Genomic DNA, 13260 nt, shown 5'->3' on the forward strand with positions numbered 1-13260 from the left:
GGGGGCTTTCCTGTGGGAGCGACGTGAGTCGCGAATACGGGATGTGGGGCGCCTAGGACCCCACCACCGTCGTGCGCGGGCTGAAGCCGATGGCGCCGTCGCTGCGGGCGGAGACGATCATCTTGACCATGCTGCCGGGGATCATCACTTCGATCTGTACGGTCTTGCCGTCCGGCGCGAGGCCTTCCAGGGTCATTTCGATCAGCGCGCCGGCGGTGTCGATCTCGCGGCACAGGATGTGCGGTTCGCCGCCTTCCACCTGTACCAGATAGGGCTTGATCGCCTCGCCCAGCGCTTCCAGCGCCTGCGGGAAGAAGAACACCGCGTAGCCTTCATTTCCGTTCATGGTCCGATCCTTACTTGAGTTCGATGCCGAGGGCTTCGGCGGCGTCGCGCGCGATGGCGCGGGCGGTATCGACGTCGGCGGCGCGCGCCAGGGTCACGCCGACCCGGCGATGGCCTTCCACGCGCGGTTTGCCGAACAGGCGCAGCGCGGTGTCCGGCGCCGCCAATGCCTTGTCCACGTTCGAGAACACCGGCACGCCATGGCCGTGCGCCAGCACCGCGCACGAGGCCGACGGGCCCTGCTGGCGGATGACCGGAATCGGCAGGCCAAGGATGGCGCGCGCGTGCAGCGCGAACTCGCTCAGTTCCTGCGAAACCAGGGTGACCAGGCCGGTGTCGTGCGGACGCGGCGAGACTTCGCTGAACCACACCTCGTCGCCCTTCACGAACAGCTCGACTCCGAACACGCCCCAGCCGCCCAGGTTGTCGGTGACCGCGCGCGCCACCGCCTGCGCGTTTTCCAGCGCGCGCGCCGACATCGGCTGCGGTTGCCAGCTCTCGCGGTAGTCGCCGTCGCGTTGCAAATGACCGATGGGTTCGCAGAACGAGGTGCCGCCGGCGTGGCGCACGGTCAGCAGGGTGATTTCGTAGTCGAAATCAATGAAACCCTCGACGATGCAGCGGCCGGCGCCGGCACGGCCGCCGGTCTGCGCGTATTCCCAGGCCGGCGCGATGTCGGCGGCTTCGCGCACCGTACTCTGGCCCTTGCCGGAGGAGGACATCACCGGCTTGACCACGCACGGCAGGCCGATGGCGGCGATGGCCTCGCGATACTCCGCCTCGGTGTCGACGAAGCGGTACGGCGAGGTCGGCAGGCCGAGGGTTTCGGCGGCCAGCCGGCGGATGCCTTCGCGATCCATGGTCAGGCGGGCGGCGCGCGCGGTCGGGATGACCCGGACAGCGCCCTCGGCTTCCAGCGCCACCAGGGTGTCGGTATGGATGGCCTCGATCTCCGGGACGACCACGTGCGGGCGTTCCCGCGCGACCAGCGCGCGCACCGCGGCCGGATCCAGCATGTCCAGCACGTGCGAGCGGTGCGCGACCTGCATGGCCGGAGCGTCGGCATAGCGGTCGGCGGCGATGACTTCCACGCCCAGCCGCTGCAGTTCCAGCGCCACCTCCTTGCCCAGTTCGCCTGACCCCAGCAGCAGGACCCGGGTGGCGTGGGGGCTGAGCGGGGTGCCGAGGTCGACCATGGGACGGAATTCCGATGCGGGGAGGGAGCGGCATTCTACCGGCCCGGCTCCCCCGCCCTTCCCGGCCGACGGACGGCACTTGCCAAGTGATATCATTTTGATATCTTTCCAGCCAACAAGGAGAGACCACCATGAAAGAGAATCCCATCCGCTCGCTGCCCGGCATCCCCTTCCTGCTCGCCCTGCTGGCCGTGACCGCCCTGGCCGTCTGGCTGTTCGTCAGCGGCATCGGCCCCGATCCGAAGTACTCCGGCGTCGTCTCCGGCGCGCGCATCGCCGCCGGCGTCATCCTGGGCGTGTTGGCTTTCTTCAGCCTGATCGGCCTGTACACCGTGCAGCCCAACCAGGCCGCGGTGGTCAGCCTGTTCGGCAAGTACGTCGGCACCGTCAAGGACAACGGCCTGCGCTGGAACAACCCCTTCTACTCCAAGAAGAAGGTCAGCCTGCGCGTGCGCAACTTCGAAAGCGGCAAGCTCAAGGTCAACGAGCTGGACGGCAGCCCGATCGAGATCGCCGCGGTGATCGTGTGGCAGGTGGTCGATGCCTCCGAGGCCGTCTACAACGTGGACGACTACGAGAGCTTCGTGCACATCCAGTCCGAATCCGCGCTGCGGGCGATGGCCACCAGCTATCCCTACGATCAGCACGAGGAAGGCCAGTTGGCCCTGCGCAGCCACGCCACCGAGATTTCCCAACACCTGAAGAACGAACTGGCCGAACGCCTGGCCGACGCCGGCGTGCAGGTCATCGACGCGCGCATCAGCCACCTGGCCTACGCGCCGGAAATCGCCCAGGCCATGCTGCAGCGCCAGCAGGCCAACGCGGTGATCGCCGCGCGTACCCGTATCGTCGCCGGCGCGGTCGGCATGGTCGAGATGGCGCTGGCCGAACTGCAGAAGAACGGCGTGGTGCACCTGGACGAGGAGCGCAAGGCGCAGATGGTCAGCAACCTGCTGGTGGTGCTGTGCGGCGATCGCAGCACCCAGCCGATCGTCAACACCGGCTCGCTGTACTGAGCCGGGCGGAAGGCAGGCGTCGTGGCCGAGAAGAAAGCCTATCCCCTGCGCATCAGCGCCGACGTGCTGAACGCGGCGCAGCGCTGGGCGGATGACGAGTTGCGTTCGCTCAACGCGCAGATCGAATACGTGCTGCGCGATGCGCTGCGCAAGGCCGGGCGCCTGCCCAAACCGTCGCCCTCGCCGGACGCCGACAGCGACGACGAGTAATCCCGCCACGACAGGCGCAAGGTCGCGGTCCACCGCGACCCGGACAAGGAGAAGGACATGAGCAAGCGTTGGACCTACCAGGTCATCGAAGTGAAGCCCGGCCTGATGGGCGGCCTCAAGCGCGAGGATCTGCAGAACGAACTCAATCGGCTGGGCGCTCAGGGCTGGGAACTGGTCAATACCATCGTGCCCGCCCCGATGGCCGCGGTGCAGATGGTGTTCAAGAAGGAGGCTTGAGATGCGCGTTGCGTTGTGGATTGTGCTGGCGCTGGGCGCGCTGTTCTCTTCGGCGGCGCTCGCCTCCGACGCATCCGTGGCCGATGCGCCCGCCCCCCTCGCCAAGCGCCTGCTGGACCACCTGGAAGCTGGCGAATACGCCGCCGCCGAAGCGATGTTTTCACCGGAAATGGCCGCGGCGGTCCCGCAGGACAAACTGAAGGCGACGTGGGAATCCCTGCACGCGCAATTCGGTGCGCTGCGCTCCCGTGGCGAACCCGAAATCTCCCCGCATCAGGACGCGCACTTCGTCGTGACCCGGCTGGAGTTCGCCAAAGGCCCCATCAACGCGCAGGTCGCGGTGAACGCAAAGGGACAGATCGCCGGTTTCCTGCTGAAACCGATGCCGGTGCAGCCGCCGGTTGCCACGCCCGTGCCCGCCGACGCGTCCTACCTTGAGCGCGACCTTAGCGTGGGCAGCGGCGAGCGGGCGCTGGCCGCCACCCTGGCGATGCCCAAGGGCGCCGGTCCTTTTTCCGCGGTGGTGCTGGTGCACGGCTCCGGCCCGCAGGATCGCAACGAAACCATCGGCCCCAACCGCCCGTTCCTGGACATCGCCCGCGGCCTGGCCGCGCAGGGCATCGCGGTGCTGCGCTACGAGAAGCGCAGCAAGGCGCGTCCGCAGGATTTCACCGGCGGCAAGTTGTTCACCGTCGATGACGAGGTCACCGACGACGCGGTTGCCGCCGTCGCCACCCTGCGCGCGCAGCCCGGCATCGACGGCAAGCGCGTGTTCGTGTTCGGCCACAGCCAGGGCGGCATGCTGGCGCCGCGCATCGCGCAGCGCTCGGGCCAGGTGGCCGGCCTGATCCTGTTCGCCGCGCCCGCGCGTTCGCTGCTGACGATCCTACCGGAGCAGAATCGCTACCTGCTGGGCCAGCGCGGACCGCTGGACTCGGCGACACAGGCGTTCCTCGACAAGCTGGACACGCAGATCGCCCATGTGCGCAGCGATGCGCCCGACGATTCCACCCAAACGCCGCTGGGGCTCCCCGCGCGCTACTGGCGCTCGCTGGAAGCCATCGATCAGGTGGCCGAAGCCAAGGCACTTCAGCTCCCACTGCTGCTGTTGCAGGGCGGCCGCGACTTCCAGGTCGTCGATGCGGACTGGCAGCGCTGGCGCAGCGGACTGGCCAACGATCGCCAAGCGACCTTCCGGCACTACCCGGCCCTGAATCACCTGGGCATCGCCGGTGAAGGCGCCGGCACGCTGTCCGAATACCAGCGCCCCGGCCAGGTCGATCCGCAACTCATCGCCGACACCGCGCGCTGGATCAAGGAACACTGAGCATGACCCGCGATTTCCCCGTTGCCCCGCTCGACCGCTGGACCTTGCTCGGCCTGTGGCTGCCGATGACCAGCGCCATGGCGATTGCGGTGGGTGCCGTGCTGTGGAACACCAGCGAAGCCGTGCCACGCGGCTTGCTGTTCACCCTGCCCTTCATGCTGCTGGTCGGTGTGGTCCTGCACGTGCTGCTGCGCCGTCGCCGCATTCTGCTGGAACATGGCGAGCTGAAGATCACCGCGACCATGTTCCGCAAACAGCTTCCGGTCAGCGCCATCGATCTGGACAAGGCCCGCATCGTCAATCTCGACGAACACACCGAACTCAAGCCCGCGTTGAAGACGAATGGTTTCAGCCTGCCCGCGTTCACCGCCGGCCACTATCGCCTGCGCAACAAGGCCAAGGCGTTCTGCCTGATCAGCGACCGCGCGCGGGTGCTGGTGCTGCCGCTGCGCGACGGTCCGCTGGTGCTGCTGAGTCCCGAGAAACCGCGGGAATTGCTGGACGGTCTGCGCGAGGTGGCGGCTTCCGCGCCACGCGGCTAAGCTGCCGGGCATGCCTACCCCCCCGGTTCCGCTCACGACCCGCCTGCTCAACACACCCGACGTGGAGTTGTGGCCCGGCGGCCTGCTGCGCGCGCGCGGTAACGCCGATGCGCGCATCCTCGCGCGCGCCCGGCGGGTGCTGCGACGCAAGCGCGACGGCCGCTACCTGGCCGCGGAGTTGCCCGAGGGACTGATGCCGCTGATACCGGGGCTGCCACGCGAGTCCGGCATCGAGGCCGCGCTGGATCGACTGGATCACGATGGCGGCGGACGTGGCCCGTGGCGGGGCGAAGCCAGTGAACTGCCACTGGACGCGCTTTGCGACCACCTGCATGCGCTGGGCCTGGATGACGGCTACGGCGAACGTACCGGCCTGCCACTGGTGGCCGAACCGGACACGCTGGCCTTCGCCGGTTTCGATCGCTACCGCCGTGCCCTGTGGCTGACGCACGCCGCCGCGCGTGGCTGGCTGGGCCTGCGCGACGCCGCCGCGCGCGAGGGCGTGGTGCTGGAGGCCATCTCCGGCTATCGCAGCCACGACTACCAGCTCGGCATTTTCGAACGCAAGCTCGCGCGCGGGCAGACGGTGGAGGAGATCCTCTCGGTCAACGCCGCACCCGGCTACAGCGAGCATCACAGCGGCCGCGCGCTGGACATCGGCGCGCCGGACGAGCCGCCCGCCGAGGAGAGCTTCGAGCACACCGCCGCATTCGCATGGCTGGTGGCGAACGCCGGCGCATTCGGCTTCTCGCTCAGTTACCCGCGCGACAACCCGCACGGCATCGTCTACGAGCCGTGGCATTGGTGCTTCGCCGCTGATGTCGCGGCCGATGCGAACTGAAGCCGAACGCCAGCGCCGACGGCTGTTGCAGGCCATGGCATTCGGCGGCGCGGCCGCCGCCGCCGGCTGCCGTCGCGACAACGCGGAGGCCGGTACGGTCAGCGACGTCACCGATATCGATCACATTCCGGTCGCCGGCCAGATCCGCCCCACCACCACCGCCGTCCTGCAGCAGGCGCTGCGCCGGACCCGCGGGCCGATCTCGATTGGCGGCGCACGCTACAGCATGGGCGGGCAGATCGCCACCGACGGTTCCACCCACGTCGATATGCGCGGCATGAAGCGCCTGCTTCGCCTGGATGTCCCGGCGCGCACCGCGCGCGTGCAGGCCGGCATGTGCTGGCGGGATCTGCAGGATCATCTGGACCCGCACGATCTGGCGGTGCGGATCATGCAGAGCTACAGCAATTTCTCGATTGGCGGCTCGCTGTCGGTGAACTGCCATGGCCGCTACGTTGGCGCCGGTCCACTCGCGCACTCGGTGCGCGCGCTGCAACTGGTGACCGCCGACGGCGGGGTACACGAACTGGATCGGCAGCGCTCTCCGGAACTGTTTTCCGCCGTGCTGGGCGGTTATGGCGGCCTGGGCGTGGTCACCGAGGTGGAACTGGATCTGGACGAGAACTTCCCGATCCGGCGCGACGCGCAGCGGGTGGCGCTGGACGAGTATCCGGAGTTCTTCCGCGAACACGTCCATGCGCGACCCGGCATCCTGCTGCACAACGCCGATCTGATGCCGCCGGATTTCGACCGCCCCCTCGCGATCAGCTGGACCCGCACCGATCAGCCGCTCACCCTCGCCGAACGGCTGGTGCCGCGCCATCTCGACTACGGGCGTGAGCAGAACCTGATCTGGACCGCGTCCGAACTGCCGGGCGGCGGAGCGTTGCGGGAGAAATTCCAGACCGATCGGATCCTGCGCGAGCCCGTGGTGGTCATGCGCAACCACGAGGCCAGCCTGGACGCCGCTTCGCTGGAACCACGCACGCGCATGGTGTCCACCTACCTGCTGCAGGAGTACTTCATCCCGGTGCGGTCATTCGCGATCTTCGCCCGCAGGATGGCGGCGATCCTGCGCCGGCACGAGGTCAACGCGCTCAACGTCTCGATCCGGCATTCGCCGGCCGATACGGTATCGCTGCTGAAATGGGCGCCGCAGGAGGTGTTTTCCTTCGTGCTGTACCACAAGCAGCGCGCCTGGTCCGGCGCCGACCGGCAGGCCGGCACTTGGACCCGGCAACTGGTCGACACCGCGCTGGCGCTGGGCGGACGCTACTACCTGCCCTATCGGCTGCATGCCACGCCGGAGCAGTTCCACCGCGCCTATCCGGAAGCCGCCGCCTTCGCCGCGCTCAAGCGCCAGGTCGATCCGCAACGCCGTTTCCGCAACCGCCTGTGGGACAAGTACCTGCCCGCTTGAATCCAACCATCCATCACGCGTCTGGGGAGAATGCCGTGACCGACACCAATCCGTATTCCACGCCTGCCGCGGCGATTTCCGCCACGCAGGTACCGGACATTGAGATTCCCGAAGAAATCTCCCGTCCCATCAAGCATGGCTGGGTGGCTGCCTGCGTCACCGGCGCATTGACGCTTGTCCTGACGTTGCTGTCGCAATTCGGCGCCTCGGCCAATCGCACCGAGCTGTGGAACCTGCTGGACGTGGGCCTGGTCGCTGTCCTCGCCTTCGGCATCTACCGCAAGAGCCGGATCGCCGCCACCCTGATGCTGTGCTATTTCGCCGTGTCCAAGATCCTGATGATGATCGCGGAAGGCATGCCGACCGGCCTGGTGGTCAGTTTCATCTTCCTCATCTTCTATTTCCGCGCGACGGTCGCCACCTTCCGCTACCACCGCTTCCTGCGCGAAGTGAAACGCAGCCCGCCGCCGCCACGTCGCCGCCTGAGCGACGATCCGTTCTTCCAGGCATCACCGGCAGCCTCGGCAAATGCGGCGCCAGGCGTCCCCGGCGATACGGGAACCGGTACGCCGATGCCCTGAGATCTCCCGCGGAAAACGGAAGGCTTCCGCCACAGGAAGAGAAGGCCGCTTAGCGAGTCGCACTACCGCTATCGCCATCATCCCGCTGGAAGCAACGGACTTGAGCGAGATCAATGTGCCGCGCGCGTGGGCTGCCGATACTCGCGGCGTTCTCCCGACGTGGCCGCCCCGATGTTCTCGACCCATGCCAGCTATCGTCCGTCGCTGGTTGCCCTGCACTGGCTGACCCTGCTGTTGCTGAGCGGCGTCTACGCCACCATCGAGTTGCGCGGCCTGTTCCCGCGCGGCAGCGATGCGCGCGAGCTGATCAAGACCGCGCATTTCCTGCTCGGCATCAGCGTGTTCGGCCTGACCCTGCTGCGCCTGCTGGTGCGGGTGTCGTCACCGACACCGCCGATCGCGCCGGTGCCGCCGACCTGGCAGAGATTGGCGGCCGGCACGATGGCGCTGGCGCTGTACGGGCTGATGCTGGTCACGCCGGTGCTCGGCTACCTGCTGCTCAATGCGGAAGGTACTTCGCCCACGTTGGGCGGCTGGGCATTGCCGTCGCTGATGGCCGCACAGGAAACCCTGGGTGACGGGCTGAAGGAATGGCACGAAACCATCGCCGTCGCCGGCTACTGGCTGATCGGGCTGCACGCGCTGGCGGCGCTCTATCACCATCATGTCCGGCACGACGACACCCTGCTGCGCATGACGTTCCGGCGCTGACGCGCAACGCGGAGCCTGTTCCGCCGCGGCGCCCAGGGACCGGACGCCGGGGGTTCGGCGGAGCAGGCTCCGCCTTGCGCACCGCCGCGTAGAGCGGAGCTTGCTCCGCTTCCAAGGCATGCCGGATCTTCCAAAAGCAGCGGAGCGAGCTCCGCTCTACATAGCCCATTGCGTAGAGCGGAGCTTGCTCCGCTTCCACGGTACGCCGGACCCTCCCAAAGCAGCGGAGCGAGCTCCGCTCTACGGGGTCAATCCTGGGAGCGCTTGGTGGGCGTTTTGGCCTCGGTGCCGAAGTCGGCGATGCGCCACAGGTACTGAGCGGCATAGGTGCGGTACGGACCCCAGCGCTCGCCGCGGGCCACCAGTTCCTTCGGGGTCGGCGCGATTTCAAGCTTGTCGACGAACTGCGCGCCCTTGCGCACGCCCAGATCGTCCACCGGCAACACGTCGGGGCGACCGAGCCGGAACATCAGCATCATTTCCACCGTCCAGCGGCCGATGCCGCGGATCGGCACCAGCGCCTCGACGATGGCGTCTTCGCTCATGGTCGACATCCGTCGCAGGTCGGGAATCTCGCCGCGTGCCTCGCGCGCGGCCAGGTCGCGCAGGGCCAGGGTCTTGTTGCCGGACACGCCGCAGGCGCGCAGCGCGATGTCGTCGATCCGGCCAAGTGTGTCGAAATGCAGCCGGTTGCTGCCGATCGCGGTTTCCACCCGTCCGACGATCGTTGCCGCCGCCTTGCCGCTGAGTTGCTGGTACAGGATGGCGCGGGCCAGCGCATCGACCGGATCGAACGGCTTGCGCCAGGTCGGTTGCGGTTCGATGTAGCCGATCCGCTTCATCCACGTGCCCAGCTTGCGGTCGCGCCGGCTCAGGTGATCGAAGGCCGCCTCGGTATCGAATCCGCGCGAATAGCGGGGCATGGACTTACCTGCGCACCGCGTCGATGGCCCACAGCAGCCAGCCCGCCATCAGCGCCATGCCGCCGGCCGGCGCCAGCTGGGTGGACAGGCCGGCGAACACCGCCGCGATCAGGCTGCCGGAAAACAGCAGCGTGCCGGCCAGCAACAGGAACAGGCCGGTCTTGCCCAGCCAGCGGGTCGTTCCCGGCGCCAGCGCGGCCAGGGCGATGCCATGACCGAACGCAAACAGCGCAGCGGTTTCCAGCCGCGACTGGGCCGCCGCTTCGCTGATCGCATGGGCGGCGTAGGCCGACAGGCCGACCGAGGCGCCGGCCAGCAGGCCGCCGCACAGGGCGAACACGGAGGGTTTGCGTTGGCGTCGGTCGTAATGCATCAGCGTGGCGTCCTGCGGGTGCCGGCAGCCGTCCTTCCGCGCGGGAAAAACGGCCGCACAAAAAAACAACGCGCCGCAATGAGCGGCGCGTTGTCGGGTTCACGCATGGGACCTTGCACGAACAAGGCAGGAATCCCGAAGCGGATTACTTGATGGCCCAGTAGATGTCGAACTGGCCGTCGGCCTCGAACGACTTGTCCACGCCGCTCTTCCAGGACTCGTACGGACGATCGACCACTTCGTAACCGTTGGTGACGGCCCAGGCACGCAGCGCGCTGCGGTTGGCGTCCAACTCGGCCATGAAGCCGGTGTAGTTTGCGAATGCGGAGCGGTGGGCCTTGGTGACCACGTGCTCGACCGGGGCGCCGGACGGGATGGTGACCTTCAGGTCACCGGTCGAGGCGACCGGAGTGGAGGTGGCCGGCACCGGAACCGGGATCGGGTTGCCATCCTTGTCCTTGGCGTCGGCGCTCGGAGCCTTCGGACCGGTGCCCGCCTTGCGGACCGGCAGGGCGACGTCGAACGCGTACTTCTCCGCGCCGAAATCGGTGGTGATGATGCGGACCGGGCCGGCGGCTTCCAGGCCATTGGCGTCCATCACCCGCTTGATCCACTCCTGGTTGGACTTGATCGAAGCCTTGATGGCGTCGTTGTTGCGGTCGATGTTGCCGGCGTTGACGACCAGCAGGTCCTCGGCGGGCAGCTCGACGATCTTCAGGCCGGTCAGCTTGCTGCCTTCGGTACGGTAGTCGAAGTTCGGCACGGTGGCCAGCATGTTGGTCAGCTTGGACAGGCCGGCCTTGACCGCGTCGCCGACGTGGCGGCTGACGTACATGCCGGCGTAGCGGCCGATCAGGTTCCAGCCGTAACTGACTTCATAGGTCTGGGTGATCTTGACGTTGCGGTTGTTCTTGCCGGTCGGCTCCAGGTTGAACGCGGTGACCTTGTCCGTACCCAGCTTCTGATCGGTGATCGCGTAGACGATCTTGCCGGTGCCGCCGTTCGGCGCCGGGCGCTCGCTGGCGGTGATTTCCCAGCTGCCCTTGCCCCACTGGCCCTTGGAATCGTAGTCGACGCGGGCGCCGACGCCGGCGTGGCCTTCGTCGCCACCGGAATAGGAAAGTTCGTTGGCGGCGTGCGGCAGCAGCGGGTTCCAGTCCTTCAGACGGCGCACGTTGTTCAGCGTGTCGAACACGATGGTCATGCGGCGGTTGGTCTCGGCGCTTTCCTCAAGCTGACGCTTGGAAGGCAACACCAGGCCGATCACCAAAAACAGCGCCAGGACCAGCGCCAATGCAATCAGGAACTCGATCAAACGGGTCATTCAGGGAGTCTCCGGGGGCCGGTGCCTCGGCCATTGAAAATGTGCACCGCGCATCCTATCAGGCTTGGCGGGTTCCGCGCAGCCCATTCCGGTGACGGATCGCGCCCTTGTTCCGAACGCCCGGAAACACGCGCCCTTCACGCCCTTTTCGGGACCGCAACGGCCCCGTCGGCGGCGCCGGGATGCCGGCGCCTCATAGGCAGACCAATCGCGACCGGACCGCCGCCGGTCGCCGCCCCGCTCAGACCAGTTGCAGCTCGAACGCCTTCAGGACCGCGCGGGTGCGGTCGCGCACGCCGAGCTTGGAGAGGATGTTGGAGACGTGGTTCTTGATGGTGCCCTCGGCCACGCCCAGCGAATTGGCGATCTCCTTGTTGGAGAAGCCGCTGGCCATCAGCCGCAGGATTTCGGTCTCGCGATCGGTCAGCGGGTCAGGGCGATCCAGGCTGACGAAATCGTTGCGCATGTGCTCCAGCCCGGACAGCAGTCGCTGGGTCACCGCCGGCTGCACCAGGGATCCGCCATCGGCCACGGTCCGGATGGCACCCACCAGTTGTTCCAGCGATACGTCCTTGAGCAGGTAGCCCTTGGCGCCGGCCTTCAGTCCGGCCAGCACCAACTGGTCGTCGTCGAAGGTGGTCAGGATGATCGCCGGCGGCAGCTGGCCGGCGCGGGCCAGCGCCTGCAGGGCCTCCAGGCCGGACATCACCGGCATGCGCATGTCCATCAGGACCACGTCCGGCTTGACCTGGGGAATCAGCTCCACCGCCTGCTTGCCGTCCGCGGCTTCGGCGACGACCTCGATGCCGTCGTCCAGCGCCAGCAGCGAGCGGATGCCCTGGCGCACCAGGGTTTGGTCATCGACCAGGCAAACACGGATCACAGGCTACCTCCAGGGGCTGTCTCGGACAGCGGTTCGGTTTCGGGTTCGGCGCGCAGCGGGAGCACGCCGGTGCTCTCGGCCGCGGGGAGCCGGATGTGCAGGCAAAAGCCCTTGCCAGGCTGGGTTTCGATGTCCAGGGCGCCGCCGTACTGGGCCAGGCGCTCGGCCATGCCGCGCAGGCCGTTGCCGGAGATCACGGCGTCGGCGCCGGCACCGTCGTCGCGGGCGTCGATGAGAATGCTCCCGGCCTCGCGCCGGCAATGCACCCACAGGTTGCGGGCGCCGGCGTGGCGGACCGCGTTGGTGATGATTTCCTGGGTGCAGCGCAGCAAAACGTGGGCGCGCTGGGGGTCGTCCAGGGTCAGCGGTTCCTCGATGTCCATGTGGATGGCCAGCGCCGGCACCTTCTCGGCCAGCGGCAGCAGGGCCGCTCCCAGATCGATGGCGCCGCTGTCGCGGAGCTGGCTGACCGCCTCGCGTACGTCGGTCAGCAGCAGCCGGGCCAGGGTATGGGCCTGGCGCACGTGTTCCTGGGCCCGGCCCTCGGTGATGTGCCCGGCCACTTCCAGGTTCAGGCTGAGCGCGGTCAGGTGATGGCCCAGCAGGTCGTGCAGTTCGCGGGAGATGCGGGTGCGCTCGTTGACCCGCGCGCTCTCGGCCAGCAGTACCCGGGTGGCGCGCAGTTCCGCGTTCAGCCGGCGCTGCTCCTCGCGCGCCTCGGCCTGCTGGCGGGCCACGTAGGCGGTGATCAGCACGAACGCGGCGAAGCCCACGTAGAAGGCCGACTGGAACAGGGCCTCCCAGAAGTTGAAGTCCTCCAGGGCCATGAATGACCACACCAGCGGCGCGTGCCCCAGCAGCAGCCAGGCGATGGCCACCCGCAGGTTGAGCAGCCAGGGCAGCACCCCGGCCACGATCACCATCAGCATGGCGCTCAGGCCGGTCCGGCTATAGACGCCCACCGCCACGGCAGCCAGGGTCAGCACCAGCGCCAGCGGGATGTTCCAGGCCTGGGACACCCGCGCCCCGCGCGCACCCAGCGAACGGGTGGCGAACCAGTAGCAAATGCCGAAGGTGAAATAGGCCAGCGCGGTCAGCGGAATGTCCACGCCCTTGCCGTCCGCGCCGCTGGACGGCGGCAGGAACCACACGTTCAGGACGATCGGAATACCGACCAGGGCCCAGGTATACAGGCCGGTGGCGCGTAGCAGGCGGGTGTGGCTGAGTCGTCCCAACATGGGCGCAGTTTAGGCGCAATCCCCGGCCCCGGCCGTCCATCGAAAGTCATGCGACAGACCGCCGGTCCGCCCCGGCCGGTTCACGGACCGCTT

General features: G+C 67.8%; 16 protein-coding genes. 9 read left to right on the top strand and 7 right to left on the bottom strand.

The features are described from left to right. Positions 1-52: 52 nt before the first annotated feature. Both ACTJI2_RS17150 and purT read right to left on the bottom strand, forming a co-directional pair. Entirely contained in the window at positions 53-346 is a 294-nt protein-coding gene (locus ACTJI2_RS17150) for a hypothetical protein (protein ID WP_141456134.1), read from the bottom strand. A 10-nt stretch (positions 347-356) separates the two neighbouring features. Then, positions 357-1541, bottom strand: a complete 1185-nt coding sequence (gene purT, locus ACTJI2_RS17155) for a formate-dependent phosphoribosylglycinamide formyltransferase (RefSeq protein WP_440842836.1) — start codon at positions 1539-1541, stop codon at positions 357-359. Positions 1542-1672: 131 nt separating this feature from the next. On the opposite strand from purT, the gene ACTJI2_RS17160 reads away from it, so the two are divergent. From ACTJI2_RS17160 to ACTJI2_RS17200, 9 genes are all read left to right on the top strand, one after another. Continuing rightward, positions 1673-2557, top strand: coding sequence for an SPFH domain-containing protein (locus tag ACTJI2_RS17160; protein WP_440842837.1), 885 nt, complete (start codon positions 1673-1675; stop codon positions 2555-2557). A gap of 21 nt (positions 2558-2578) precedes the next feature. Beyond that, a complete protein-coding gene (locus ACTJI2_RS17165; protein ID WP_183638132.1) occupies positions 2579-2767 on the top strand; it encodes an Arc family DNA binding domain-containing protein in 189 nt (62 codons plus the stop codon). Positions 2768-2824: 57 nt separating this feature from the next. Next, positions 2825-3004 (top strand): DUF4177 domain-containing protein, encoded by a 180-nt coding sequence (locus ACTJI2_RS17170; RefSeq protein ID WP_183638134.1) that lies wholly within the window; start codon positions 2825-2827, stop codon positions 3002-3004. A 1-nt stretch (position 3005) separates the two neighbouring features. Continuing rightward, on the top strand, positions 3006-4331 hold the full coding sequence (locus tag ACTJI2_RS17175; protein ID WP_440842838.1) for an alpha/beta hydrolase: 1326 nt from the start codon (positions 3006-3008) through the stop codon (positions 4329-4331). Between the two features lie 2 nt (positions 4332-4333). Beyond that, positions 4334-4873, top strand: coding sequence for a PH domain-containing protein (locus ACTJI2_RS17180; RefSeq protein ID WP_318287508.1), 540 nt, complete (start codon positions 4334-4336; stop codon positions 4871-4873). A gap of 10 nt (positions 4874-4883) precedes the next feature. Further along, positions 4884-5714 carry a M15 family metallopeptidase gene (locus tag ACTJI2_RS17185; RefSeq protein WP_440842839.1) on the top strand — a complete coding sequence of 277 codons (831 nt, stop codon included), beginning with the start codon at positions 4884-4886 and terminating at the stop codon, positions 5712-5714. Beyond that, positions 5704-7134, top strand: coding sequence for an FAD-binding oxidoreductase (locus tag ACTJI2_RS17190; RefSeq protein ID WP_440842840.1), 1431 nt, complete (start codon positions 5704-5706; stop codon positions 7132-7134). The genes ACTJI2_RS17185 and ACTJI2_RS17190 overlap by 11 nt, the downstream gene beginning before the upstream one ends. Before the next feature lie 35 nt (positions 7135-7169). Beyond that, positions 7170-7715, top strand: a complete 546-nt coding sequence (locus ACTJI2_RS17195) for a hypothetical protein (RefSeq protein ID WP_440842841.1) — start codon at positions 7170-7172, stop codon at positions 7713-7715. A 171-nt stretch (positions 7716-7886) separates the two neighbouring features. Continuing rightward, positions 7887-8426 carry a cytochrome b gene (locus ACTJI2_RS17200; protein WP_440842842.1) on the top strand — a complete coding sequence of 180 codons (540 nt, stop codon included), beginning with the start codon at positions 7887-7889 and terminating at the stop codon, positions 8424-8426. Positions 8427-8674: 248 nt separating this feature from the next. On the opposite strand, the gene ACTJI2_RS17205 is transcribed toward ACTJI2_RS17200, so the two are convergent. The 5 genes from ACTJI2_RS17205 to ACTJI2_RS17225 form a co-directional block, all read right to left on the bottom strand. Continuing rightward, positions 8675-9349 (bottom strand): DNA-3-methyladenine glycosylase family protein, encoded by a 675-nt coding sequence (locus ACTJI2_RS17205; RefSeq protein ID WP_440842843.1) that lies wholly within the window; start codon positions 9347-9349, stop codon positions 8675-8677. A 4-nt stretch (positions 9350-9353) separates the two neighbouring features. Continuing rightward, the gene (locus tag ACTJI2_RS17210) at positions 9354-9722 is read right to left on the bottom strand and encodes a DUF423 domain-containing protein (RefSeq protein ID WP_440842844.1); all 369 of its coding nucleotides are present in this window, start codon (positions 9720-9722) and stop codon (positions 9354-9356) included. 145 nt (positions 9723-9867) lie between these two features. Further along, positions 9868-11046, bottom strand: coding sequence for a polyketide cyclase (locus ACTJI2_RS17215; protein ID WP_183638158.1), 1179 nt, complete (start codon positions 11044-11046; stop codon positions 9868-9870). A 241-nt stretch (positions 11047-11287) separates the two neighbouring features. Next, positions 11288-11929: a response regulator gene (locus ACTJI2_RS17220; protein WP_440842845.1), complete on the bottom strand. Its 642-nt coding sequence runs from the start codon at positions 11927-11929 to the stop codon at positions 11288-11290. Beyond that, entirely contained in the window at positions 11926-13167 is a 1242-nt protein-coding gene (locus tag ACTJI2_RS17225; protein ID WP_183638162.1) for a sensor histidine kinase, read from the bottom strand. Before ACTJI2_RS17225 ends, ACTJI2_RS17220 begins: the two co-directional genes overlap by 4 nt. Positions 13168-13260 lie beyond the last annotated feature (93 nt).

This window comes from Pseudoxanthomonas sp. 22568 (genome assembly GCF_052044485.1).
In the GTDB taxonomy this organism is placed as follows: domain Bacteria; phylum Pseudomonadota; class Gammaproteobacteria; order Xanthomonadales; family Xanthomonadaceae; genus Pseudoxanthomonas_A; species Pseudoxanthomonas_A beigongshangi.